This is a genomic window from Arthrobacter sp. FB24, from assembly GCF_000196235.1.
Classification (GTDB): Bacteria; Actinomycetota; Actinomycetes; order Actinomycetales; family Micrococcaceae; genus Arthrobacter.
Map to the genome: position 1 here is coordinate 2,995,538 of NC_008541.1, position 23,493 is coordinate 3,019,030.

The following is a 23,493-nucleotide window of genomic DNA, read 5'->3' on the forward strand; positions in this document are numbered from 1 at the left end:
TGTCGGCCAAGTCACAGGAACAAAGCTGTGGATAAGCGGGGAATGCCCGCCAAATTTGATTCACACTGGTAACACCAGAATCACTAGTCGCTCCATGCACAGTGGTGTTATGGTAGGCGCGTTAAGTCAGACATATCTCACAGTTCAGTTCGTCCTGCGGGATTCAGCTGTAGATGCGACCTAGTGGCCTGCTCCTGGGAGCAGGCCACTATTCCGGAGCGAAAAATGAAGCGGAATTCAGAGCCCTCCCGACCCAAGCGATGCAGCCGGCTGGGGTCGCTTTTCCTGGCTGTGGCCCTGTTTGCGGGTCCGGGGCTGGCGCTTCCGGCCAGCGCCGCTGAACCGGAACCGACGGCAACGTCGACTGCTTCTGCCGGATCCGCATCCCCGGCATCGGCAACAGCGGCCCCGGTGACGTCGGGCCCTGCTCCGGCGGACGCATCGACGGCCCCTGCTGCCGTTACTACCGAATCCGCCGCACCGGTCGGGGCGCCCACCGCTGCTGCGGTTCCGGACCCGAACTCCGACGCCGACCGCGCAGCGATGGCGAAGGCTGTCGGTCCCGGCGGTGCGGAGATGGGCCAGCGGTCGGCGCGCGTCACAAGCTCCGCCAAACTGTTGCAGGGCAGCAAGTCCCTGACGACGCAGTCACTCGAAACCCAGGGCACGTGGTCCCCGACGTTCGGCGTGAAGGGACTGGACGTCAGCGCCTACCAGTCAACCGTTGACTGGCTGCAGCAATGGAACATGGGAGCCCGGTTCGCTTACGTCAAAGCATCCGAAGGCAACTACTACACCAACCCTTCGTACAGCTCCCAGTACAACGGCTCCCGGAACGTCGGAATGATCCGCGGCGCTTACCACTTCGCCATCCCGAACTGGTCCTCCGGGGCGGACCAGGCCCGCTACTTTGTGCAGAACGGTGGCGGCTGGACGCCTGACGGATACACCCTGCCTCCCGTCCTGGACTTCGAATTCAACCCTTACGAGGGTCGGACCATCAACGGGTTCTACTTCGGCAATACGTGCTATGGAATGTCACCGGCACAGCTGACCAGCTGGGTGCGTGACTTCGGCAACACCATGCTGGCCATGACCGGGCGGCTGCCCATGATTTATACGAACACCTCGTGGTGGAAACTGTGCACCGCGGACGCAGCCGGTTTCGGCGATTACCCACTGTGGGTCGCCGCTTACCCGAGCTCAGCCACAAACGATGCCGGACCGGTTCCGTCCAGCTGGGACACCTACAGCATGTGGCAGTACAGCAGCACAGGTCCTTATGCCGGGGATTCGAATGTCTGGAACGGCGACTACGCCTCGCTGGCGCTGTTCACGGGCACACGCCCCCAGGGCTCTTTCGATTCGGCAGGCATTGAGCGCACCGGCACTACCACCTCACTGAGGATCCGAGGCTGGGCTTTGGACCGGGCATTGCCCGGCGCTACCACCGAGGTACACGCCTATGTCACGGCACCAAACGGCACGAAGACCCTCTATAAGTTTCCGGCAACAACCTACCGGCCCGACGTCAACAAGGTCCTGGGATTGGGCGACTATCACGGATTCGACAACCAAATTCGTATCAACATTTCCGGAAACTACACCATCTGCGTCTTCGCCATCGGCAAGTTCATCAACCCCGGCATAGGCTGCAAGTCGCTCACGGTGGACGGAGCCGAACCGCCGATCGGCAGCCTGGACGAAGTTTCCGAACAGCGGTCTGCGGACAAGGAATCACTGAAAGTACGCGGTTGGGCCGTCGACATGAGCCGGCCGTCCGTCACCGCCGAAGTCCACGCCTACCTCTACGGTCCGGACGGAAGCAGCACGCTCTACAAGATCGCGGCCAACACCTCGCGACCGGACGTGGACCGGATATATTCCGTCGGCTCCAACCACGGCTTCGAAACCAGCATCGACATCAAGAAAGCCGGAAACTACAAGCTCTGCGTGTATGCGATCGGCCTGTACCTCCATTCGGAACTTGGCTGCAGGTCCGTCAACATTGCACCAGGCACGACGCCCGTAGGCACCCTGGATTCGGTGAGCGTCAAGAAGACCAGCACTCAGGCGTCGCTGAACGTTCGTGGGTGGGCCATCGACTACGGAAATACTTCCGCCCAGATCCGGGTACACGCCTATGTCCTGGCACCCGACGGCACTACCACCGTTCACGAAATCATCGCGTCAAAGCCCCGCCCTGACCTAAACCGGGTGCTCGGCGTGCCGGGCGACCACGGCTATGAAACTGACCTTGCGATCAGCCAGCCGGGCAAATACCGAGTGTGCACCTACGCCATCGCCCTCAGCCCGGTCTCCCCCGGCAATCCCCTCCTCGGCTGCACATATATAGACGCCGGATTCAGAGGCAGCCCCATCGGCTACCTCGACTCTGTGAAAATCGAATCCGCGAACGGCGTTGCCTCGGTGATTGCCGCCGGCTGGACTGTGGATCAAGACGTCCCTAGCGAATCCCTCAGCGTCCACACTAACGTGACGGCACCCGACGGTAGCCTCACGAGCTTTGCCGTTACGGCAAACCAGCCCCGTCCAGACGTCAATCAAATGCTGAAGATTAGCGGCGACCACGGTTATACGTCAAAGAAAACCATCTCCCTGCGCGGAACATACAAAGTCTGCACCTATGGAATTGCGGCATCACCATTTACAGCGGGAAACTCGCTGTTGGGGTGTCAGTCCGTAACGTACTGACGCTCCACGAGAGATCGACTGTGACGACCTGCGCTTTCCGTCAGGCCCGACCAGCGGACATCGAGCGGAAAGCCAGTGCTCGCCGCAGTTGTTTTCCGCACCACCGACGACGCTGGTGCCCGGCGGGGGAACGGACGGCGCGGAACGTGTCTGGCAAATTCGGAAAAAACGGCTGGAGCCGTCCCGTTCCTCGTAATACCCGCGCCCCTCGAAAGCCGCGTCCAGCAGGCTTACAGAGCGTGGGAACCTGAGGCCTTTTCCTTGTTTCGCAAGGACAAGAGATGACGGATTGCTGCCGGGCTAATGATAATCAACAGAGCCACTTCGCTCAGCATGAATCCGGCCGCGACGCCGTCGGGGCCGGCAGCCAGGCCCAAAAAGTACATGGCAAAAACGCCTGTTATGGCACCGATAGCGGTACCAGCGAGAACGAACCGGGTTTTCAAAGCCGGGACCAGCAGGTTTCTGATCAATGGCGTAGAGCAGGAGACTGCAAGAAAGGCGCCCCCATAAAACCACATCGATGAAGCTGTGGCTTTGACAGCCGAACCAAAGAGCAGCGAAGTTGCAAACTCGCCAAAGATGCCGAGTGCCACCATGCCAACAACACCCAGAACGGCATGGGCAACAATTGCGCCTACGTGCCGCCTTGTGGCGTTCGGTGCAGTTCGATCCAGTGTCCATGCTTGGAGCGTGTTTCCAAGCGTCGTGACGGTGATCAGTCCGAATCTATAAAGTTTGTCAGCAGAAGCTATAATTCCTGCCTCGGCGGCAGTCCCAGTGGCCCCGGCCAGGGGAACCGGGGCTGAGATGTAGACGCCACCCAGTCCGTCAACCAGGGCCACTCCGAGCCTTTTTCTGAGTCCTGCCAACGTTTCGCTCCAGTTCCATCCCCTGAATATTCTTGGATGTCCGAGGCTGCGCTGAACGGCAACGAGACCCGCCACCGTTGCAAGGATCCACAACATCGGATAAGACCACAGGGACTGCGTCAAGAATATGACCAGCGCGGTGAGCAACGTGGCAGCGAGCCTTGGCAGCATGTCGAACCAAGCAATGCTCTTCGGGTCGCCCGCACCGACAAAAAACCAGTTAGGAGTCAACCCGCCAAGGCTGAAGGCAATTGCCATAGCCATGGTGAATATTTCGAAGCCTGGTCCCGCCAAGAAACCGGAAGTCACAGCGCAGACGGGAACAACTACGGCCGCCAGCAAGAGGCGCTCCCGTAGCGATTCGCCCCACAGTTGACGTCGATCCGACTGAGACTCTGCCGTGGCCACGAGCGCGGGACCAAGGACGTTCCAGCCGTAACTAATGACAATGCTGCCGAAGGTTCCCACCGCTTGGCCCACGGAGAGGCTGTACCACCCGTCAACGCCGCCAACGCGTGCTGCGATCGGAAGCAGGAACAACGGGGCCACCGTTCCCACAAGCGGGATTACCGTGAATCCAGCCAGCCTCTTTAGGAGCGGAGACTTCTGTAATCCCTTGTTCCTGGATTTCGAAGTCACTATCGGCCCAGAATAGCGGCTTCGAAGCGCGAGGCCGCTTTGGCTGGAGTGTTTTCACGCATTGCTGCCATGCCTCGGGTGGCCAAGGAGTCGCACAATTCTACGTCCTCCATGAGCCGCTCCACATTGAGTTGAAGGGCTACAGCGTCCCCCACGGCCGAGAAGAGCGCTGTTCCGTCGGCATAAGCCCTGACGCCTCCTATGTCGGTTGACACCACGGCACAACCGCTGGACATGGCCTCAGCGGGCGGAAGATGCCATCCTTCTGCGTCGCTCGCGCAAAGGTAAATCTTCGACGATTGATATGAGTCACGAATTTCTGATTTGGAAGGGTTCTTAACATGTTTGACATGTGCGCCCAGTGATTCGGGCCGATCACAGGTGCCAAACGTTACTGCACGAAAATTTGGGTATTTTTCGCCCAAAGCGTTAAGTACCTTAACGATGAGATCCGCCCTCTTCCACGGCACATCCGACACCATGGCGCAAACGTCGTTAACGCGGACAGAAGCTCTCGGACCGGATGGGAATTCGACAGGGTCGATTCCGTTGGGAATAAGTTTGCAGTCCTCGCCGAGTTGATGCATATGCTTTTCCAGCCATGGGGCGATAACTATCTTGGTAAGCGGGAGTTTCCAAGTTGCATCTATGAAATCCGGGGTGGCCGACCAGTCTTCGTAGTGCTGGATAAAATAAGAACCAGGAATCTTTGTTTTCTCGACGACTGAAGCGACCAATGTTGCCGTCTGCACTTCCGTTGCCACGATATAGTCTGTGGGGGGAACAAGACTCGGAGTGAGGAACGGCAAGGTCAGGCATTTGATGCGTTCATCAAGAGCAAACCAATCAGGTTTTCTATGGGGTCGCAGGCCTGAAAGGATTGAAGCGATTGGTCGACGGAAGTCCTTCACCTTATGCTGCGCACCTTTTAGGAGCAACGCATGCAAGAGAACGACATCGTGACCCTGCCCGGCCAAAAAATTTGCATATGAATAAACTACTTTGTAGCCGCCAATTGGATACTTACTGAAACCAGGCAGAACTATGGTTATTTTCGACCGTTGATTATGACTGACCGAAGGCATAGCCGATTTTGAATCCTGCTTCTTGCTAAACACATTACTCCCGAGACACTAATTAAGAGACTTGGCTGGAACGGGCTTTGGAGGACCTTCTGCGACTCGTTTCGCGTCCCTTGGTGAAGAGTTCAACCGGAACGCCGGCCACAAACTCGACGAAGCACGGCAAGGCAACGTCGCCGCTGCGCAAGCCGGAAACGAGTGCTCGCGAGGTGGGCAGCCAGCCGTGGCCGGTTTCGAAGGCGGCCACCCCGCCTTCCAAACCAGGAGTGCCGGCAGGTACGCGTTCCCGCAGGGCGTCAGCCATGACCCGGCGCCACCCGAAGCTCAGGTCGTTGGCGGTCCGGAGCATGGCGAGCGGGCTGCTGCTTCCCTGAAATTTTCTGGACAGTGCGGTCACATGCTCAAAGGACTTGACGATGCTCTTCCTGCCACCGACCTCACCGAGGACGTTGCCGCCGTGCTGGACATAGTCCTGGACAACGTCGTCAACTACGAGCGCACCGCCGGTGGCTTCGGCGCAGACGGCCAGCCAATGGTCGTGTACCTGCGAGATCGTGTTCAAACGGGGAAAGGGCAGCGCCAGGTCCAGAAGTTCCCGCCGGAAGACGCACAGGCTTCCGGTCACCTGGTTCTGGGCAAGGAGGGCATCCAGATCAACGTTCTTCCGTTGCGTTGATTCAGTCACCACCTCATTGCCGGGAAGCCGGACAACGCGTGCCTGTCCGGCTACCAGACTGACGTTGTTAAGGTGCGGCAGCAGCACCTCAAGCTTCGACGGATACCAGGAGTCGTCCTGGTCCGACAACGCGATCCACGCCGCTTCGGCCGGCACGTGCTGAAGGACACGTTCAAAGTTGCCGTAGAAACCCAGCCTCTCCTCGAAGCCGAGTACCCGAAACCGCTCGTCACCGCCGAGTTCACGGTCCACGAAGTCACGTATTTCGGCGAAGCTCCCGTCAGCCGTAATGAGGCATTGGAACTGCGAGTGCGTCTGGTTCTGGATGGACCGAAGCTGGGTCCTGAACAGCTCCCAGTCCGGCTGGTACGCCGCGAGGGCGACCACACCGAACGTCGTCGAATCGAAGCGCATGGATCGGACCGCTATTCCGCGGCGGCCCGCCGGCCGAGGTACGTTTCCAGAACGTCCCGGGAAGCCCGCGGTTTGAAGCCCGAGTTCTTGAGCTTGGTCAGATCCAGCACGCTGTTCAGCGGCCGGGGAGCGGCAGCCTTGCCCTTGAAGTATTCCTCAGTGCTCACACCGGTGACGGCAGTCCTCGGCTGTCCAGAGAGCTCGTAGACATCAGCGGCGATGTCGGCCCACGACTGCGGTTCGCCGTCGTTGCTCAGGTTGTAGGTGCCGTAGTCCGCGCCGGAGTCCAGGAGGTGCTGGATGCCTGCCGCGATGTCTTCGGTGAAGCTGAGCCGGCCGATCTGGTCGTTGACCACGGACGGCTCGATGCCGCGGCCGGCGAGGGAAGCCATGGTCCGCACGAAGTTGTTGCCCTCACCGATGACCCAGCTGGTCCGCACGATGTAGTGGCGGGGAACCACGCTGACGACGGCGTCGCCGGCGGCCTTGGTCTGCCCGTACACACCCAGCGGGGTGAAGGGTTCAGTTTCGTCGTGGCTCTCGCGGACACCGTCAAAGACATAGTCGGAGGAAACGTGCACCAGGGTGAGGCCATGTTCGACGGCGGTGCGGGCCAGCCTTGCGACCGCGGCAACGTTGACAGCCCAGGCTGCTGCCCGGCCTTCCGCGGTTTCCGCGGTGTCGACCGCGGTGTATGCGGCGGCATTGATGATTGTCGAGTAGTTCTTCCAGTTCCGCTCCGTGAAGGACGCTTCGCTGCCCAGATCAAAGCCGGACCGGCCGGCGAACTCAACTGTTGCGTCGCCGTCGTACAGTTCCCGCAGCGCCTTGCCCAGCTGTCCGTCGGCACCTACTACCAGGATCTTCTTGGCCGGCATCGGCACAACGTCCGCGAGGCGGGGGTGCGCCTTGTCCTTGTCGGACAGTTCTGCTTCCTCCAGCGGCACCGGCCAGCTGATCGCCGCCGTCTCGTCCGCGAGGTTCAGGAACGTGTATTGGCCCTGGGCGTCCGCCGACCAGTGGTCGTTGACCAGGTAGGTGTAGGCCGTGTTGTCTTCCAGGGTCTGAAAGGCGTTGCCCACGCCGCGCGGAATGAAGATCGCCTGGCTGGGGTCCAGTTCAGCGGTGAAGACGGCCCCGAAGGACGGACCTTCGCGCAGGTCCACCCAGGCACCGAAGATTTTACCGGTGGCCACCGAGATGAACTTGTCCCACGGTTCGGCGTGGATACCGCGGGTGGTGCCGGCCTTCTCGTTGAACGAAATGTTGTTCTGCACCGGACGGAAGTCCGGCAGCCCCAGGGCCACCATCTTCTCCCGCTGCCAGTTTTCCTTGAACCAGCCACGGTTATCACCGTGGACCGGGAGGTCGTAGAGGACGACGCCGGGGATCGGCGTTTCGTGCGCGGTCAGCTTCTTGGAGAACTCGATCGACATCGTCTACTGGCCCTGTTCCTTGTACTTCGCTTCGGTCTGGGCTTTCTGCGGGCGCCACCAGTTTTCGTTCTCGCGGTACCAGGCGATGGTGTCCTCGATGCCGGCGTCGAAGTTGGAGAACTTCGGTTCCCAGCCGAGCTCGTTGCGGAGCTTGGTGGAGTCGATGGCGTAGCGCAGGTCATGGCCGGGGCGGTCCACGACGTGGTCGTAGGCGTCCGGGGACTGGCCCATGTGCTTGAGGATGAGCTCCACGACGTCCTTGTTGTTCTTCTCGCCGTCCGCGCCGATCAGGTAGGTTTCGCCGATTTTTCCCTTGGCGATGATGGCCAGCACGGCCGAGGAGTGGTCGTTGGCGTGGATCCAGTCGCGGACGTTCTCGCCCTTGCCGTAGAGCTTGGGCCGGATCCCGTCGATCACGTTGGTGATCTGGCGCGGGATGAACTTCTCCACGTGCTGGTACGGGCCGTAGTTGTTCGAGCAGTTGCTGATGGTCGCCTGCAGCCCGAAGGAACGGACCCAGGCGCGAACCAGCAGGTCAGAGCCGGCCTTCGTGGAGGAGTACGGGCTCGAGGGGTTGTACGGAGTCTCTTCCGTGAACCGCTCCGGGTCATCGAGTTCCAGGTCCCCGTAGACCTCGTCGGTGGAGATGTGGTGGAAGCGCTTGTTGTGCTTCCGGGCGGCCTCGATCAGCGTGTAGGTGCCGATGATGTTCGTGTCCAGGAACGGCCGCGGGTCATGCAGCGAGTTATCGTTGTGCGACTCGGCGGCGTAGTGGACCACGACGTCGGCATCGGCCACGAGCGTGTCCACCAGTGCGGCGTCGCAGATATCGCCCTGCACGAAGCGGAAGCGCTCCTCCGGGAGCCCGCTCAGGGATTCCAGGTTGCCTGCGTACGTCAGCTTGTCCAGAACAGTGACGTGATCATCAGTGTTCTCAAGAACGTAGTGAACAAAATTGGAACCGATGAAGCCGGCACCGCCGGTGACAAGGAGTTTTTGCATTCAGCCAGCTTACCGGCTGAGCCTTCCCGTTTCTCATCAGCAGCGCTTGTGTCAGGACAGGCGACGAACGCGGCGCCATGCCAGCCCGATGCAGCGGAGCAGCATGACGCGCGCACGAAGGATGACGGACAGTGAGCGCCAGCTCCTGGGCGTGGCGTTGTCGTCATGGATCCTGCGCAGCAATGTTGCCTCGTCCAGATGCCGCATGGAGCCTGCCAGATTCCCGCAGATCGCCAGCCACAGGTCGTGGGACTCGTTCAGGAAGCGGGGAACGGGGGTGAAGACGGGCAGCATGTCGCGCCGGAAAGCCATGCCGCAGCCGTAATAGGCCCGGTATCCCACGAGGATTCCAAGGATGTTTGCGGCGTGACGCCGGCTGTCCTTGGCCCGGAGCCGCGGGATGTTGGGACGGGGCCCGCCCCCGAGCACATCGAAGTTGGAGGCCACGACCCTTGTTGCCTGCAAGGCATCGAGCATCAGCTCCAGCCTCCCCGGCACCCAGACGTCATCCTGGTCGGCGAGCAATATGTATTGCCCCTTCGAGGCCAGGACCGCCTGTTCGAATGACCGGACGTACCCCTGGTTCACGGCCGCTTCAATCAGGCGGATCCGTCCGTCGTGGAAGCCCCTGATCTGTTCGACGGTGTCGTCAGGCGAGGCGTCGTCCACGATGACCAGCTCATCGTCCGGGCCGAGCTGGGCGAGGACGGACTCGAGTTGCTCCTTGATGAAGCGCCCGCCGCGGTAGCTGGCAAGGCAGACGCTCGCCCTCGTGTCCCGGCCACTTACAGGGCCCGGGACGTCCGTAGGATCTGTTTTCAATCTGGTCCTTCCGCCTGCGCGAGATAGTTCCGGGGCTCGCCGGCTGACGTCCGGAGGGCCCGTCCCATCTTAGGGTGTACTGCTTGGGCCTCTCCCCCGCGGCGCCGCGCCGCCGACCCGAATCATGGAATTGATATAGTTTGGACACCATGGAATCCACCCCCAATCCGCGCGTTCTGGTCATCATGCCTGCCTGGAATGAATCGGAAGCCGTCGGCAATACCGTGCGGGAAGTACTGAACACAGACTCCCGTTACGACGTCCTCGTCGTCAACGACGGGTCCACCGACAACACTGCAGCCGTTGCCGCCGAGGCTGGAGCCACGGTGCTCAATCTTCCTTTTAACCTCGGTGTGGGCGGGGCTATGCGCGCGGGCTTCAAGTACGCGCGCCGCTGCGGTTACCGGCAGGTGATCCAGGTGGATTCCGACGGCCAGCACGATCCACGAAGCATCGACGAAGTCCTTGCAGGGCTTGCCCATGCGGACATCTCTATCGGTGCGCGCTTCGCGGACCGCGGGGACTACAAAGTCACAGGCCCGCGGAAGTGGGCCATGCAGCTGCTGGCCAGGGTGATTTCGGGGCTTGCCAAAACGCGCCTCACGGACGTGACCAGCGGGTTCCGTGCAGCCAACGTGCGGGCCGTGGACCAATACCTTGACCACTACCCGGCCGAATACCTCGGTGACACCATCGATTCCCTTGTGGTGGCCATCCGCTCCGGGTGCACTGTGACGCAGGTGCCCGTGGAAATGCGTGCCCGCCAAGGCGGAAAACCCAGCCACAATCCGGCCAAGGCCGCCATATACCTCGGAAGATCGGTGTTTGCCCTGTTGTTCGCCCTGACCAGGAAGCGGTCCCACCTGGCCGTCCCGGCTCCGCAAGCAACGGGAGCCTAAGAGTATGGGAAACATTGCCGCGTTCCTGCTTGCCCTGGCCATTGTTGGCCTGGTTATCGAGATGCTCCGCCGGAAGAAACTCCGGGAGAAGTACGCTGTCCTCTGGCTGATTGTTGGCGTTGCCACGCTCATATTGGCGGCCTTCCCCCGGCTGCTGAATATCGTGGCGGAGTACGTCGGCGTGCAGCTTCCTTCCAACCTGCTCTTCGCGATGAGCATCCTTATGCTGCTTGGCGTCTGCCTCCATCTATCGTGGGAAATCTCCGTGGTTGAAGACGAGACGCGTACCCTCGCGGAGGAAGTGGCGATTCTGCGGGTTCAGGTGGAGGCCCTCAGCACTGCGGGCAGCACCGATTCACCGCTACCGCCCGACTCGCTGGCAACAACGCCAGATACCGCCGGCCCGCACGCTGCGAAGCCAGATACACAACCCAAAGGTTCGGATTAATATGCCGCTGGACATTTTCATCCCCTACTGGGGCGATCCCGAATACATGAAGGAAACGGTCAACAGTGTCCTGTCCCAGGACAGCGATGACTGGCTCCTCACCGTCGTGGACGATGCCTACCCCGGCCACGAAATCAGGGACTTCATGTCCGGAATCAGCGATCCTCGCGTCAAGTACATCCGCAAGGAGCAGAACGCCGGGATCACCGAAAACTACCGGACCTGCGTGGCCATGGCCACGCAGGAAGTCCTAGTGATCCTCGGCTGCGATGACGTCCTGCTGCCGAATTACGTCTCCACTATCCTTGAGGCCCACAAGCGGTATCCCGATGCTGCCCTGATCCAGCCCGGCGTCCAGGTCATCGACGAGGCCGGCCAGGTGGTGGTCACCCTCGTGGACACCGTGAAGCAGAAGCTGATCAAGCCCCGCGGCGGCGGGCGCCAACTGCTCTCCGGCGAGGCCATTGCGTCCAACCTGATGCACGGTGACTGGCTCTACTGGCCGTCACTGGCCTTTCGGACGGACAAGATCCGCCAGGTGGACTTCCGGGACGGCTTCCCCATCATCCAGGATCTCGCCCTGATCATGGACATGATCTACAACGGTGACCAGCTCCTGATCGAGCCCACCGTCTGCTTCCAGTACCGCCGGCACTCCAACAGCGCCTCGTCCACCAAACTGGTGGACGGCTCGCGGTTCGCCGGCGAGCGGGAGTATTTCGCCGTTGCCGCCTCGCAGGCAGAGGAACTGGGATGGAACCGGGCCGCCCGGTCCGCACGGCTGAGGTTCACGTCGCGTGCGCACGCGGCGTCCCTGCTGCCCAAAGCAGTGCTCAGCAAAAACTCCCCCGCCGTCAAGGCCCTGGTCCGCCACACCTTCGGCAAGTAAACGCCGTTCGCTACGAAAGGTCCCAAGTGACTTCCTCTTCATCTTCCACCCGTCCCGGAGGTACCGTCCTGGTCACGGGCGGCGCCGGGTTCATCGGCTGTGCGATCTCCGATGCCCTGGTCAATGAGTTCGACCGCGTGGTCGTCGTCGACAATCTCCACCCGCAGATTCATGCCACGGGCCAGCGGCCCGAGCAGCTTAACGCGGCAGCGGAACTGGTGGTTGCGGATGTGACGGAAGCGAAGACCTGGGACACCGTCCTCCAGGACGTAACTCCCGACGTCGTTATCCACCTGGCGGCGGAAACCGGCACCGGCCAGTCTCTGGAGGAGTCCACCCGGCACGCGCACGTCAATGTCGTCGGCACCTCCCAGCTCCTCGACGGCCTCAACCGCCACGGCAAGCTGCCCCGACGGATCGTCTTGTCCTCCAGCCGTGCCGTGTATGGCGAAGGCGCCTGGAAGGATGCTCACGGCCGGGTCTTTTACCCCGGTCAGCGGACAAGCGAAACCCTCGACAAGGCACAGTGGGATTTCCCGGATGCCTCGCCCGTCGCGATGAAGGCGTCGGAGACGTTCCCGGCGCCCGTGAGCGTCTACGGTGCCACGAAGCTCGCCCAGGAAAATGTCCTCCAGGCATGGGCGAAGTCCTACGGCGTGGAGACCGTGATCCTCCGCCTGCAGAATGTCTATGGTCCGGGCCAGTCCCTGATCAACCCGTACACCGGCATCATGAGCCTCTTTTGCCGGATGGCCATGGGCGGCAAGTCGATACCCCTTTATGAGGACGGCGAAGTTCGCCGCGACTTCATCCTGATCGACGATGTCGCGTCGGCCATTGTTGCCGGGGCGGTCTCCACCACCGTCCAGGCCGAACCGATGGACATCGGATCTGGCGAGTTCCAGACCATCGGCACCGCTGCAAAGCTGATCGCCGAACACTACAAAGCTCCTGCGTCGCACGTCACCGGCCAGTACAGGCAGGGCGACGTTCGTCATGCCTGGGCTGACATCACGGCCGCCGAGAAGGTGCTGGGATGGACCCCGAAGTACAACCTTGCCCAGGGAATCGAACGACTGGCCACGTGGATTGACGCGCAGCCGGATGTCAAGCCTGCCTGATCCGGCAAGCGAATGACGTCCAACGCGACCACTGCGGTCGTCAGCCTGTTCAACGCCGACGAGCACGTCCTGTCCAACGCGGCGGCGCTGCTTGCCCAGGTCGGGCACGTGGTGGTTGTTGACGACGGTAGTTCCCGGGACCCTGCGCCGGTCCTTCGCCAGCTCCAGGACCTGGGTTGCACGGTCGAGCGGCTCGCGGAAAACTCTGGCATCGCTTCAGCGCTAAACGCCGGCATTGCCGTAGCACTGTCCTCTGGGAACCGGCCGGCTTTTATCCTCACCATGGATCAGGACAGCCTGCTCGAGGGCGGCTACGTTAGCGCCCTTGAGGAGGCCGCACGTGCCGCTGAACAGGCAGGAGTCAGGGTCGGCATGGTCGCTCCCGCCTCCATCCGGGGGCTTCCGACCCGGCGCGCCGGCATCGTGAACGGCGTGCAGCTGGGGGGCGAGCCGATCCAATCGGGACTGCTCCTGCCGGTTCCTGTCATCGAAGAACTGGGTCCGTTCCAAAGCGATCTGTTCATCGACGGCGTTGACACCGAATATTTCCTGCGGACCCAGGCGGCCGGGTTTAAGACCGTGATCGCCCCTCAGGCGGCTCTTGGCCACTCGCTGGGAACAATGACGCAGGCCCGCATCTTCGGTACGGACCTTGCCCTGCGGGGCCGGCCGATCAAGGTACGGACCGCAGCCTCGTGGCGCTACTATTACCTGTTCAGGAACCGCATCCTGCTGGCCGCAAAATACGGGCGCCAACACCCGTGGTGGGCCGTCAAAGGCTTCCTGGCAGACTACCGGCACCTGGCGATCGTGACGTTGCTGGCGCCGCGCCGTTTAGAACGACTGTCCTCCGCCGTTGCCGGGGTTGTCGACGGACTGGCGGGGCGCGCCGGCAGGCGCAGCGTCAGCTAAGTTCACCGATACTGGTGAACGCGGAATAACTACGATGGGGGGGTCCGTGAGGCCAGCTTTGAAGCAGGACCCTTCGCCTCTACGCCGGGCCGCACGGGAGTACGAGCGGAGCGCTCACCAGAAGCGGCGAACGATGATTCGGTCACTCCGTGGACCGGCCGCTTTTGCGGCAGCGTCCCTGTTGATTATTGTTCTCCGCCTGAACGGCCTGCTGGACGGCACCCTGGGCCTGTTATTCGCAGCCGTGCTCTTGCTTCTCCTTCCTACCGCGAAGCCCCTCTCCCTGCGACTGCTCTTGAATGGCCTGCTGGCGACGGGCTTCGCGCCGTTGACGTGGTGGGTCCCGCAGCGCATCCTGGGAACCGACCACGGCACTCTCCTGATGGCGTTGTCCGCCGGATTTCTTTCATGGTGGGTCCTTTCGTCTAGGCCGGTGCTGCCGAGACTCCGTCGCCTGATGCCGAGGGTGAAGTGGATCGATGCCGTCCCGTTCCTGGCCGGAGGGCTTGCCGCCAGTTCACTCGGGACCATGCTGTCGGTCAGGTTGCCCCAGGATGCCTTGTCGATCATGACATCCAAATGGGATTACCAATCGCACTTCAACATTTATTTCATGATCCGCAGCCACGGCGGTGTCATACCGACGACTCCCCCTCCTCATTCCGGGGGAGCATGGGGGTTCGCAGAGTATCCGCAGGGCTTCCATGCCCTGCTTGCAACGCTCGCGGACCTTAGCCGGCCGGATGGCAGCTCGCTGGACGCCGAGTTGGTTTCCTTCGTGAATCTCCAGGCCGCTGTCTGCGCCGCGACGGTTGTGCTGGTTATGGCCGGCCTATGTGCCCTGCCCGGGGTCCGGCGGCGGCCGGCGGCGATGGTTCCGGTCATCGCCGTGGCTGCAAGCGCATGGATCTACGGTCCGGGTTCGCTGCCCATCTATGACGGCTTCGCCAACTTTTACTTTGCCTGCGGTCTGGCCACTGCCACGGTGCTGGCGCTACTGAACTTCACGCGCAGGATCCCGCTCTGGGGACTGGCTGCCGTTGGCGCAGGTCTCGTCGGCGTGGCCAATAACTGGGTGTTGCTGATCAGTCTGGTTGCAGCGGTCTGCGTGGGCACGTTCTGGCGTGTAATTCGACGGCCTGGGACTTATGACGGGGTCTGGTGGCGGCGGGCAATCGCCGTGGTGGCATTCACGGCCGCCGGAGTGCTGCTGCCGATAATCCAGCTGTCCCCGCTGGTACAGCAGAGCCAGCAGATACTCGGCCTCACCGGAGGAATCGATCTTCCCGACTTCGGGATTGCCATCGCTGTCATCACTCTCGCCATAGCCCTCGGCTTCGCCAACGCCGCGATGCCGGCGGAGAACCCCTCGCTCGGAGCCGAACGGCGTGGAAGTGCAATGGCATCATTCGGGCTCGTCATTCCCGTCGGCCTCTGTCTCTGGCTCGCCATCTCGCAAAGTGCGAGGGGCGGCTCAGTGTCCTACTACTTCTACAAGTACTTGATTGCCGTGCTGCTTTTTGCATGGCCTGTGGCGGTGGCTGCAGTGGCTTCCGTCCTGCCACTACCCGTTCCCGGGCCCACCGCGGGAACGGGTAGGGCCCTGACGGCAGCCTTGGGCGTTCTTGCTCTGGCGGCAACCCAGGTCTTTGGTTTCTCGGCGACGGTCCTGGCCGATGCCGGACTTCCGCCAACGGCGCGGGCGGTAACCGAAATGGAAAAACAGGCAGCACGGCTGCAAGCAACGCCGGAATACGTTGCCCGGCTCCTGACCAGTGCACGCCAGCCACAACCGGAAGAAACCATCTACGTCGTGGCCCAGGGCACGATGGACAGGGTACTTGCGGCCCGGTGGCACTGGACCTTGCGTGGAAACTCCACGTCAAAGACGACGGCATTGAGCCCGGCGATCGGCGAAATCTACAAGGACTACAGCCGCGCCCCGGACATCATTGCCCGACTCCTCGCGGAGGATCCAACAGTCTCAGTGATCGTGGATCCCGAGCTCTACGACACTGTCCGGCAACACCTGATCCTGAAGGGCCTCGAAGGGCGGCTGATACGGCTGGCCGGTTTCTAGCGGAATGACGATTCCGAGGAACCTCGCCCGCCAAGGAAACCTCCGAGAACGGCCGGTACAGATCAGCCCCGGATGCCCTTCAGCAGTGCACTGGCCATTAGCGGCGCCAGTTCCTCCGAGGCCCGGGCACTGATGTGGTTGATGTCTGCATAAAGTGCCGTGTTCCCAATGAAGGCCGGGCACCGGCCATCGACACAGAACCAGTCCTTGGTTGGCACATAGAGAGCGCCCTGTCCTACGCTGGCAAGCGCTCGGTTCTCCACATCGCTCTGGTTGTCGAACGTGGGTGCTCGATCAGTGACACAGTCATCTGGCGCGCTGAACCGCGTAATGCACAGGCTCGGTTCTGCCTTTGCCGGCGCCGGCGCCTCAAGCAAGACGTAGCGCGCCCCGTTGCGGGTCACGTATTCGGCCATCGACGCAATGTTTCGCTGCCACTCGGCATCGGCCTCGGCTCCAACTGCTTTGCTCGCAAGATGCCCGTCATTACGAAGGAAAGATGACACGACCGTGGTCGGCTCCAGCCTTCGGATCTCGTCCTGGACCCAAGCTTTGAAGCGGATGCACTCCTCAGCAGAGGCATCTTGGCCGGCTGGTACTAACGTCGGGGAACACGCGGCGACAGTGTAAACGTAGATCTTGACGTCTTGGTCCTCTAGAGCCTTGCGGATGCCCGGAACGAAGCTCATCGTTGTTGAGTCGCCGAAAACTATCACCGACTTCGACGCAGTCTCGCTTCCGTAGATGCACCGGGCGGCGTTAGCAGTGACTTCCTCTTCGTGCGCCAAAGGTGAGAGCTCACCACCAAGGCAGCCATCTTGCACCCACTCGAGAGGCTTGGCCAGAGCGCCATCGGCGCCCATCGTCGCAGGGTCGGGGACCAGCCCGGGCCATTCTTCCGCACCTAATGCCGAACTTAACTGCTCCTGCCGCCCTTCAACCGTTGTGGCTGTGGTCGATGCCTGGCTACCCGTCCCATCTGGCGAACCACCTGTGTCAGCCGTCCGCTGCTGCCCTAGAGTCGCAGACGCAGTCAGGGGTGCAGCAATGAGCAGCGCTGCGAAGATCCCTACAACCGCAATCGACCTTCTCCGGCGTTGTTGCAGGCCCGGTTCCCCGACCCGAGCGTTGCCCAGACTGCTCCGACGAATCGGATCTTCGACCAGCTTGAATGACCCGATCGAGAGGACCAACATCAGTACTACGGCAAAAACGTAGAAACGCTTCGAATCCGCAGGGACGAACGTGGAGAGGAAGATTATTACCGGAAAATGCCAGAGATAAAGGGAATATGAAATCTTACCGATGTATCTGCTTACGGGATTTGTCAGGGTCCAAGCCATCCGATTGTAGGCTGCGGACTGCTTCCCGGTTCCTGCGAGGATGACAAAGCAGGTCCCAAGCACCGGGTACAAGGCATTCGGAGCTGGAAAGGGTGTTTCAGGACTGATCAGCAGGGCGGAGGCAGCCAACAATCCAAGACCAAGCCAGAGGAGGGCCACACGCAGAGGATAGACCAAGCCCTTAAAGGACACCGTCAGCACGGCCAAAAGCGCACCCGCCCCCAGTTCCCAGCTTCTGGAGAAGGTGGAGAAGTAGGCGACTGTGTGATTTGTCTGGGTCTCCCAAAGCGCGAAAGCAAACGACAGCAAGAGTGAAAATCCAACGGCAGACGCAAGGATTGCTACCGCGCCACGCGGATTGGAGCGGAGCCGCCGAGCAAGGTACAACGCGCCAAGAATGATCCAAGGCCAGAAGATGTAGAACTGCTCCTCCACCCCCAACGACCAATAGTGCTGGAGCGGCGAGACGGAAGAGCCAGAATTCATGTAGTCAGTCCCGAGCACAGCAAAACGCCAGTTTGCCGAGAACAGGAGTGCCCAAAACGCGTCGCCTGCTATGGATGAAGCACGTCCCCCGTAAAAGACCACGTAAGCAACGGTCACCGTGACAGATAGCACCAGGGCCGCTGCTGGCAGGATGCGTTTCATCCGTCTGATATAGAACTGGCGGAATGAGATGCGGCCAGTCGCCGTGGCTTCCCGGAGGAGAATACCTGAGATCAAATAGCCGGAAATGACAAAGAAGATGTCAACGCCCACGAACCCGCCATGAGGCCAATGCACGAGGTGGTCAAGAACAACGGCTACGACGGCGATCGCCCGAAGGCCCTCGATGTCCAGACGCCGTTGGTGACCGGTTGGAGGGTTGGTCGCCTCGGATCGCGCCCCGACAGCCAGTGCTGAAGACATAGTTATTCCGCTCATATTGGGTCTCTGGGTCAGTCCAGCCTACCAAGCCGTCCTAACTGGTTTGGCGTCTCGGCCCTCGGTACGGGAGGATGGGGAGCATGCGTGGAATTATTTTGGCTGGCGGAACTGGGTCCCGGCTGCACCCGATTACTCTCGGCATCAGCAAGCAGCTCGTTCCTGTTTACGACAAGCCGATGATCTACTATCCGCTCTCCACGCTCATACTTGCCGGCATTCGCGACATCCTCATCATCACCACTCCCCACGACGCAGATCAGTTCAAACGACTGCTTGGCGACGGTTCGCAGTTCGGCATCAACCTTACCTACGTGCAGCAGCCCTCTCCTGACGGCCTGGCGCAGGCGTTTATTTTGGGCGCGGACCACATCGGCGACGAGACTGTCGCCCTGGTGCTCGGTGACAACATCTTCTACGGCCAGGGCATGGGCACCCAGCTCCGGCGCCACGCCGACATCAAAGGCGGCGCGGTCTTCGGTTATTGGGTCAATGATCCGAAAGCCTACGGTGTCGTTGAGTTCGACGACGATGGCAAAGCCCTCTCGCTGGAGGAGAAGCCGGAAAAGCCGCGCAGCCACTATGCCGTTCCCGGACTGTACTTCTATGACAACGACGTCATCGAGATTGCCCGGAACCTCAAGCCTTCCCCGCGCGGCGAGCTCGAGATCACCGATGTGAACCGCGCCTACCTGCAGCGCGGCGATCTTCAGGTGGAGATCCTCCCGCGCGGCACAGCCTGGCTGGACACCGGGACATTCAATGACCTCAGCGACGCCTCGAACTTCATCCGTACAGTTGAGAATCGACAGGGACTCAAGATCGGCGCTCCCGAGGAAATCGCTTGGCGTCAGGGATTCCTGACTGACGACGAACTCCGCGAACGTGCTGAACCGCTGGTCAAGAGCGGCTACGGAAGCTACCTTCTGGGCCTCTTGGAGAACTAGGGCATCTCCGGCCAGCTGGCGGGACTACCGCCGTCGTATTTTCGAGTGGAGTCTCAATGAGTTGGTTTGCTACCGTGCCCGTCGTTCTGGCGTGCCTGGTTTTGCTGTTTGCACCGGGCACGCTGGTGCTTGCCGGACTCGGGCTGCAGCGTTGGTCCTACCTCGCCGTTGCGCCGGTTCTGACGGTGAGCATCGTAGCGGTCACTGCGATTGTGGCGCCCTATCTGGGCATTAGCTGGTCCGTCCTTCCGGTCGCGGTCGCCACTGTCCTTGTCGCAGGCGTGCTTTTCGGAGTCCGCAAGCTCCGGGCTCGCCGCGCTGGGGCCAGCGAATCGCCCCGCGCGCGTTGGGCACTGCGTAGGCCGGGAAAGTCGGACGTAATCTCCGCCGCGGGCTTCCTCGCGGGCTCGGCAGCAATCGCCCTGCAACTCCACCGGGCTTTCGGCAGGCCGGAGAACATCTCCCAAACGTTCGACAACGTATTTCACCTCAACGCGATCCGGTACATTCTGGACACGGGCAACGCGTCGTCCCTGACACTCTCTGGCATGACCAGCGGAGACAGCCCGCCCTACTTCTACCCGGCCGCGTGGCACGGGCTGGCCTCCCTCCTGGTCCAACTGACCGGGACCCCCATCAGTGTGGCAGTCAATGTCGTCAACCTTTCCGTTGCGGCTGCTGTATGGACCGCTGGCTGCATGTTCCTGGCCCGGACAGTCATCGGGCCAAACGCCTACGCAGTCGCCGCCGCGGGCGTGCTGGCCGCAGGTTTTGGATCATTCCCGTTGCTGTTGCTGGACTTTGGGGTGCTGTACCCGAACTTCCTGTCCGTCAGCATGATTCCGGCCGCCCTTGCATGCGTCAGCATTTTTTTCGGCGTCAGCGACGCTCCCGGGCTCATGGGCATAGCCCGGTACATCCTGGCCCCGGTAGCCGCAATCGGAGTTGCCCTGGCACATCCAAACGGGCTCATGTCCCTGCTGGCGCTGTCAATCCCTATCCTGCTGGTGTCGTTTGCCGCGTCCTCGGTGGCAAGATACAGGAACGGCCACGGCCACCGTGGAACCCTCCTTATGGGAGCCGGTCTGCTCGGGATTCTCGGCGTGGTCGCTGTGATGTGGAAGTACATTCGTCCGCCTGCCGCGGCGGCAACCTGGTTGCCCTTCCAGACGCCGGGCCAGGCCGTGGGCGAAATCCTCACCAACTCTGCAATGCAGCGTCCGCCTGCCTGGGCGGTAAGCATCCTGCTGATCACCGGCGTCGTGGTCCTGTGCCGCCGCCACAAGCGGATCTGGCTCCTTGGTTCGTTTGCCGTCATCGCTGCCCTCTTCATTGTGGTCTCTGCCGGTCCGACCGGATGGCTGCGCAATACGCTGACCGGAGTTTGGTACAACGACAGTTACCGCCTCGCGGCTCTCCTGCCTGTTGCCGCGGTCCCGCTGGCAGCCGCCGGTGCAGGCTGGCTCGTCGGAAGACTCCAGCACGTCTGGGTGACGCACCGCGACTCGCTGCGGTTCCTAACTGCCGGGATCCGGAAGTCCCGCCTCATGGTCTCCGCTGTTGTGCCGCTCGCAGTCCTCGGCCTGGTTCTGGTCACCCAAACTGTCCCGCTCGCCGCTTCCATACAGTCAGCAAAGGTCAACTACTCGACGACGCCGGACTCCGCCCTGGTCAGTTCAGACGAGATGACACTGATCGACGAGCTGGACGAGTATGTTCCAGCCGACGCAACCATCGCTGTGAACCCGTGGACCGGAGGTGCAATGGCCTTCGCCATGGCCGACCGCAACACCACGTCCAAGCACACGCTCACTACGTATACAAAGGCCACGGAGCTGCTAAATGACAAGTTGCGGGAGGCCGGCACCGATCCTTCCGTCTGCGAAGCCGCCCGCGCGGACAACGTCCGCTATGTGCTTGATTTCGGTACGCGCGAAGTCCACGGCGGAAACCACGGCTTTGTAGGGCTGCAAATTCCTGACGCGACGCCCGGCTTTGAACTGCTTGCCCGCCACGGTGACGCCAAGCTCTTCAAAGTAACCGCCTGCTACTGAGTTTTAGAGTTGGAGCATCCTCGCCAACGGTGACGCCAGCGTCTTGGCGTAGCTGTTAGTCATATGGTTGTCCCGATAGACCATCACATTGCCGATGACAGAGGGGCACCGGCCATCGGTGCAAAAGTACGGGTAAAGGTCGATCACGTCCACACCGGGCACCCTCGCCGCAGCCGCAGGCAGTGGATCATCCGGGCGGTCGCCCGCCTGCTGCAGGAGAACGCAGGCATCGGAGCCGCTCCCGTTGGCCTGCACACAGTCAGGGGCGGCAAAGTCGGGATACGGAATATCCATTACGACGGCGACCCTGATTCCCGCGTCGCGGAGCGGCTTCAGAAGACCCGCGTATCCCGAGACCAGCGCGTCCGGGTCCTTCCATCCCCACTGCAGGGCGCGGTCGTAGCCTGACGGCGTCATGCCCGAGACCACTACCAGGTCAGGCTTGATGCGCAGGATACGGCCCAGCGTCTCCCGGTTCTGATTGGAACAGTTATGGAAGACCGTGTCTGCGGATTCAGGCGGAGCGAGGGAAAACGGGCAGCCGTTCCTGACCATCGCACGGACGTTCCATCCGGCCTGTTCCCCCACCAGCAGCAACGGATCCACCAGTTGCCCCGCGTGCGAGTCACCAACAACGATCATGGTCTTCCCGGCATCCGGGCGGCCGTAGCGGCATTTGTCCTCCCCCATCTTCGCGGGGTCGAACGCTCCGCACTCGTTCCCGCCCGTCACGGGAACGTCCTTCATCGCCACGGCAGGTTCCGGCCGCACGTCAAGTCCCGAGGGAACCGACGCCGGCCGCTCGCGGTCGAGCGCCATCGCTCCCGGATACTCGCGAAGGTTGAGGGCACCGTTAAGTTGCTGGGATTTCGCCTCAACGATGCCCCACGGAGCAAGCGCCGTCAGCGTGGTTGCCGCCACCAGCCCGGCGGCCAGCACGAAGGACTTGCGGTGGCCACGCGGCGTCCGAACTCCCTCAGCAACCACAACGGCCCGCTGCCGGCCAACATGGCGGAACCTTTGCTCGACCAGGTAGTACGACGCCACTGCCGCAAGCAGGCTGATGACGGCTATCGCGGAGCCATGCAGGACCCCCGGTTCCCGTCCCAGTAGAAAGACGTACAAAACGACCACCGGCCAGTGCCACAGATAAAGGGAATAGGAGATGTCACCGAGGTACTTCGCCGGGCCGGTAGAGAGCAGCGATGAGGCACTAAACCAGCTGCAGACCTTCGTCGGGATCGAGTGGACAGCGGCCGGCGCGGCTCCAGTTGCCAGGGGTGTTCCCGCCGTGAGGACCAGGACAGTGGCCAGGACGGGAAGCAGTGCAACATAACCCGGGAACGCCATGGTGGTAGAGAACGTCGCAGCACACCCGAAAACAGCCAGCAGTCCGGCCCAGCCAAGGAGCGCCCGTAAGCGCTCCCCCGGCTGGAACCGAGGCAGGACGAGCGCGAAGATACCGCCGAGCCCGAGTTCCCACACGCGCGTAGTAGTGGCAAAATAGGCAACGTCGTGGTCCGATGCCGAGAACAAGACGCTGTGCAGAAATGACGCCGCGGACAGTGCAATGAGCACAAAGAGGCACAGCTGCTTCTTTGACACTCGAGTCCTTGTTGCCCAGGATGCAGCTGCAATCAAGCACAGCGGAATGAAAATGTAGAACTGCTCTTCCACGGCCAGTGACCAGTAGTGCTGGACCGGAGAGACCAGGGCCGTGGCCCCCTCGTAGCTGCCGGAGCCGAAAGCCTGGTTCCAGTTCTGGACCTGCAGGGCGGCCATGACCACGTCAAAAGAGATTGATTGCCATCGGCTCTGCGGGAGCAGCAGCACCGTCCCTGCGAGCGTTGCCACCAGGACCAGGCTTGCGGCCGGGAGCAGACGCCTGATTCGTTTCGCGTAGAAACTCCAGAGAGCGATCCGTCCTGTGGCTTCAATTTCGCGGACGAGTGATCCCACAATCAGGAACCCTGAGATTACAAAGAAGACGTCCACGCCTACGAAACCGCCGGGCATCACCGACGGCCAGATGTGGTAGATGATGACCAGACCCACCGCCACCGTTCGAAGGCCCTGGATGTCGCGTCTGGGCGCTGGGCGGGTTGGGGCAAGCGGTGCCGCGTTGGGGACGGCCGCGGGTAGAGATGGCACAACTATCCTTCCGGGTAAGAGCGATAGTTGTCCGCTCCGTTGCTGGACGCTCCGTCAGGGACGGATG

General features: G+C 61.7%; 17 protein-coding genes. 9 read left to right on the forward strand and 8 right to left on the reverse strand.

What is annotated here, in order from left to right; genetic code table 11:
• Positions 1-225 precede the first annotated feature (225 nt).
• The gene (locus ARTH_RS13580) at positions 226-2,715 is read left to right on the forward strand and encodes a lysozyme (protein ID WP_011692515.1); all 2,490 of its coding nucleotides are present in this window, start codon (positions 226-228) and stop codon (positions 2,713-2,715) included.
• A gap of 230 nt (positions 2,716-2,945) precedes the next feature.
• Here the strand turns inward: ARTH_RS13580 and ARTH_RS13585 are convergent, their stop codons facing one another.
• From ARTH_RS13585 to ARTH_RS13610, 6 genes are read right to left on the reverse strand one after another with little or no spacing between them, the layout of a single operon-like run.
• Positions 2,946-4,226, reverse strand: coding sequence for an oligosaccharide flippase family protein (locus ARTH_RS13585; protein ID WP_011692516.1), 1,281 nt, complete (start codon positions 4,224-4,226; stop codon positions 2,946-2,948).
• On the reverse strand, positions 4,226-5,344 hold the full coding sequence (locus ARTH_RS23550; RefSeq protein ID WP_011692517.1) for a glycosyltransferase family 4 protein: 1,119 nt from the start codon (positions 5,342-5,344) through the stop codon (positions 4,226-4,228). Before ARTH_RS23550 ends, ARTH_RS13585 begins: the two co-directional genes overlap by 1 nt.
• Before the next feature lie 19 nt (positions 5,345-5,363).
• Entirely contained in the window at positions 5,364-6,398 is a 1,035-nt protein-coding gene (locus ARTH_RS13595; protein WP_011692518.1) for a glycosyltransferase, read from the reverse strand.
• A gap of 11 nt (positions 6,399-6,409) precedes the next feature.
• Positions 6,410-7,834 (reverse strand): sugar nucleotide-binding protein, encoded by a 1,425-nt coding sequence (locus ARTH_RS13600; RefSeq protein WP_011692519.1) that lies wholly within the window; start codon positions 7,832-7,834, stop codon positions 6,410-6,412.
• A 3-nt stretch (positions 7,835-7,837) separates the two neighbouring features.
• A complete protein-coding gene (gene rfbB, locus ARTH_RS13605) occupies positions 7,838-8,836 on the reverse strand; it encodes a dTDP-glucose 4,6-dehydratase (protein ID WP_011692520.1) in 999 nt (332 codons plus the stop codon).
• Positions 8,837-8,887: 51 nt separating this feature from the next.
• Positions 8,888-9,658 carry a glycosyltransferase family 2 protein gene (locus ARTH_RS13610; protein WP_011692521.1) on the reverse strand — a complete coding sequence of 257 codons (771 nt, stop codon included), beginning with the start codon at positions 9,656-9,658 and terminating at the stop codon, positions 8,888-8,890.
• A gap of 149 nt (positions 9,659-9,807) precedes the next feature.
• Here ARTH_RS13610 and ARTH_RS13615 point away from each other — a divergent pair, with 149 nt between their 5' ends.
• The 6 genes from ARTH_RS13615 to ARTH_RS13640 all read left to right on the forward strand — a co-directional run bounded on the left by ARTH_RS13615 (position 9,808) and on the right by ARTH_RS13640 (position 16,007).
• Positions 9,808-10,557: a glycosyltransferase family 2 protein gene (locus ARTH_RS13615; RefSeq protein WP_011692522.1), complete on the forward strand. Its 750-nt coding sequence runs from the start codon at positions 9,808-9,810 to the stop codon at positions 10,555-10,557.
• 4 nt (positions 10,558-10,561) lie between these two features.
• The gene (locus tag ARTH_RS13620) at positions 10,562-11,005 is read left to right on the forward strand and encodes a DUF2304 domain-containing protein (protein ID WP_011692523.1); all 444 of its coding nucleotides are present in this window, start codon (positions 10,562-10,564) and stop codon (positions 11,003-11,005) included.
• 1 nt (position 11,006) lies between these two features.
• The gene (locus tag ARTH_RS13625; protein WP_011692524.1) at positions 11,007-11,894 is read left to right on the forward strand and encodes a glycosyltransferase; all 888 of its coding nucleotides are present in this window, start codon (positions 11,007-11,009) and stop codon (positions 11,892-11,894) included.
• A gap of 26 nt (positions 11,895-11,920) precedes the next feature.
• On the forward strand, positions 11,921-13,015 hold the full coding sequence (locus ARTH_RS13630) for an NAD-dependent epimerase/dehydratase family protein (RefSeq protein WP_011692525.1): 1,095 nt from the start codon (positions 11,921-11,923) through the stop codon (positions 13,013-13,015).
• Positions 13,016-13,027: 12 nt separating this feature from the next.
• The gene (locus ARTH_RS13635; protein ID WP_011692526.1) at positions 13,028-13,927 is read left to right on the forward strand and encodes a glycosyltransferase; all 900 of its coding nucleotides are present in this window, start codon (positions 13,028-13,030) and stop codon (positions 13,925-13,927) included.
• Between the two features lie 133 nt (positions 13,928-14,060).
• Complete coding sequence (locus tag ARTH_RS13640) at positions 14,061-16,007, forward strand: hypothetical protein (protein ID WP_043429894.1); 1,947 nt, start codon at positions 14,061-14,063, stop codon at positions 16,005-16,007.
• A gap of 62 nt (positions 16,008-16,069) precedes the next feature.
• Here ARTH_RS13640 and ARTH_RS13645 read toward each other — a convergent pair whose 3' ends face one another.
• Positions 16,070-18,274, reverse strand: a complete 2,205-nt coding sequence (locus tag ARTH_RS13645; protein ID WP_011692528.1) for an acyltransferase family protein — start codon at positions 18,272-18,274, stop codon at positions 16,070-16,072.
• 83 nt (positions 18,275-18,357) lie between these two features.
• On the opposite strand from ARTH_RS13645, the gene rfbA reads away from it, so the two are divergent.
• Both rfbA and ARTH_RS13655 read left to right on the forward strand, forming a co-directional pair.
• Positions 18,358-19,221, forward strand: a complete 864-nt coding sequence (gene rfbA, locus ARTH_RS13650; protein ID WP_011692529.1) for a glucose-1-phosphate thymidylyltransferase RfbA — start codon at positions 18,358-18,360, stop codon at positions 19,219-19,221.
• Between the two features lie 56 nt (positions 19,222-19,277).
• Complete coding sequence (locus ARTH_RS13655) at positions 19,278-21,275, forward strand: DUF6541 family protein (RefSeq protein WP_011692530.1); 1,998 nt, start codon at positions 19,278-19,280, stop codon at positions 21,273-21,275.
• Positions 21,276-21,278: 3 nt separating this feature from the next.
• Here ARTH_RS13655 and ARTH_RS13660 read toward each other — a convergent pair whose 3' ends face one another.
• The gene (locus ARTH_RS13660) at positions 21,279-23,426 is read right to left on the reverse strand and encodes an acyltransferase family protein (RefSeq protein WP_011692531.1); all 2,148 of its coding nucleotides are present in this window, start codon (positions 23,424-23,426) and stop codon (positions 21,279-21,281) included.
• Positions 23,427-23,493 lie beyond the last annotated feature (67 nt).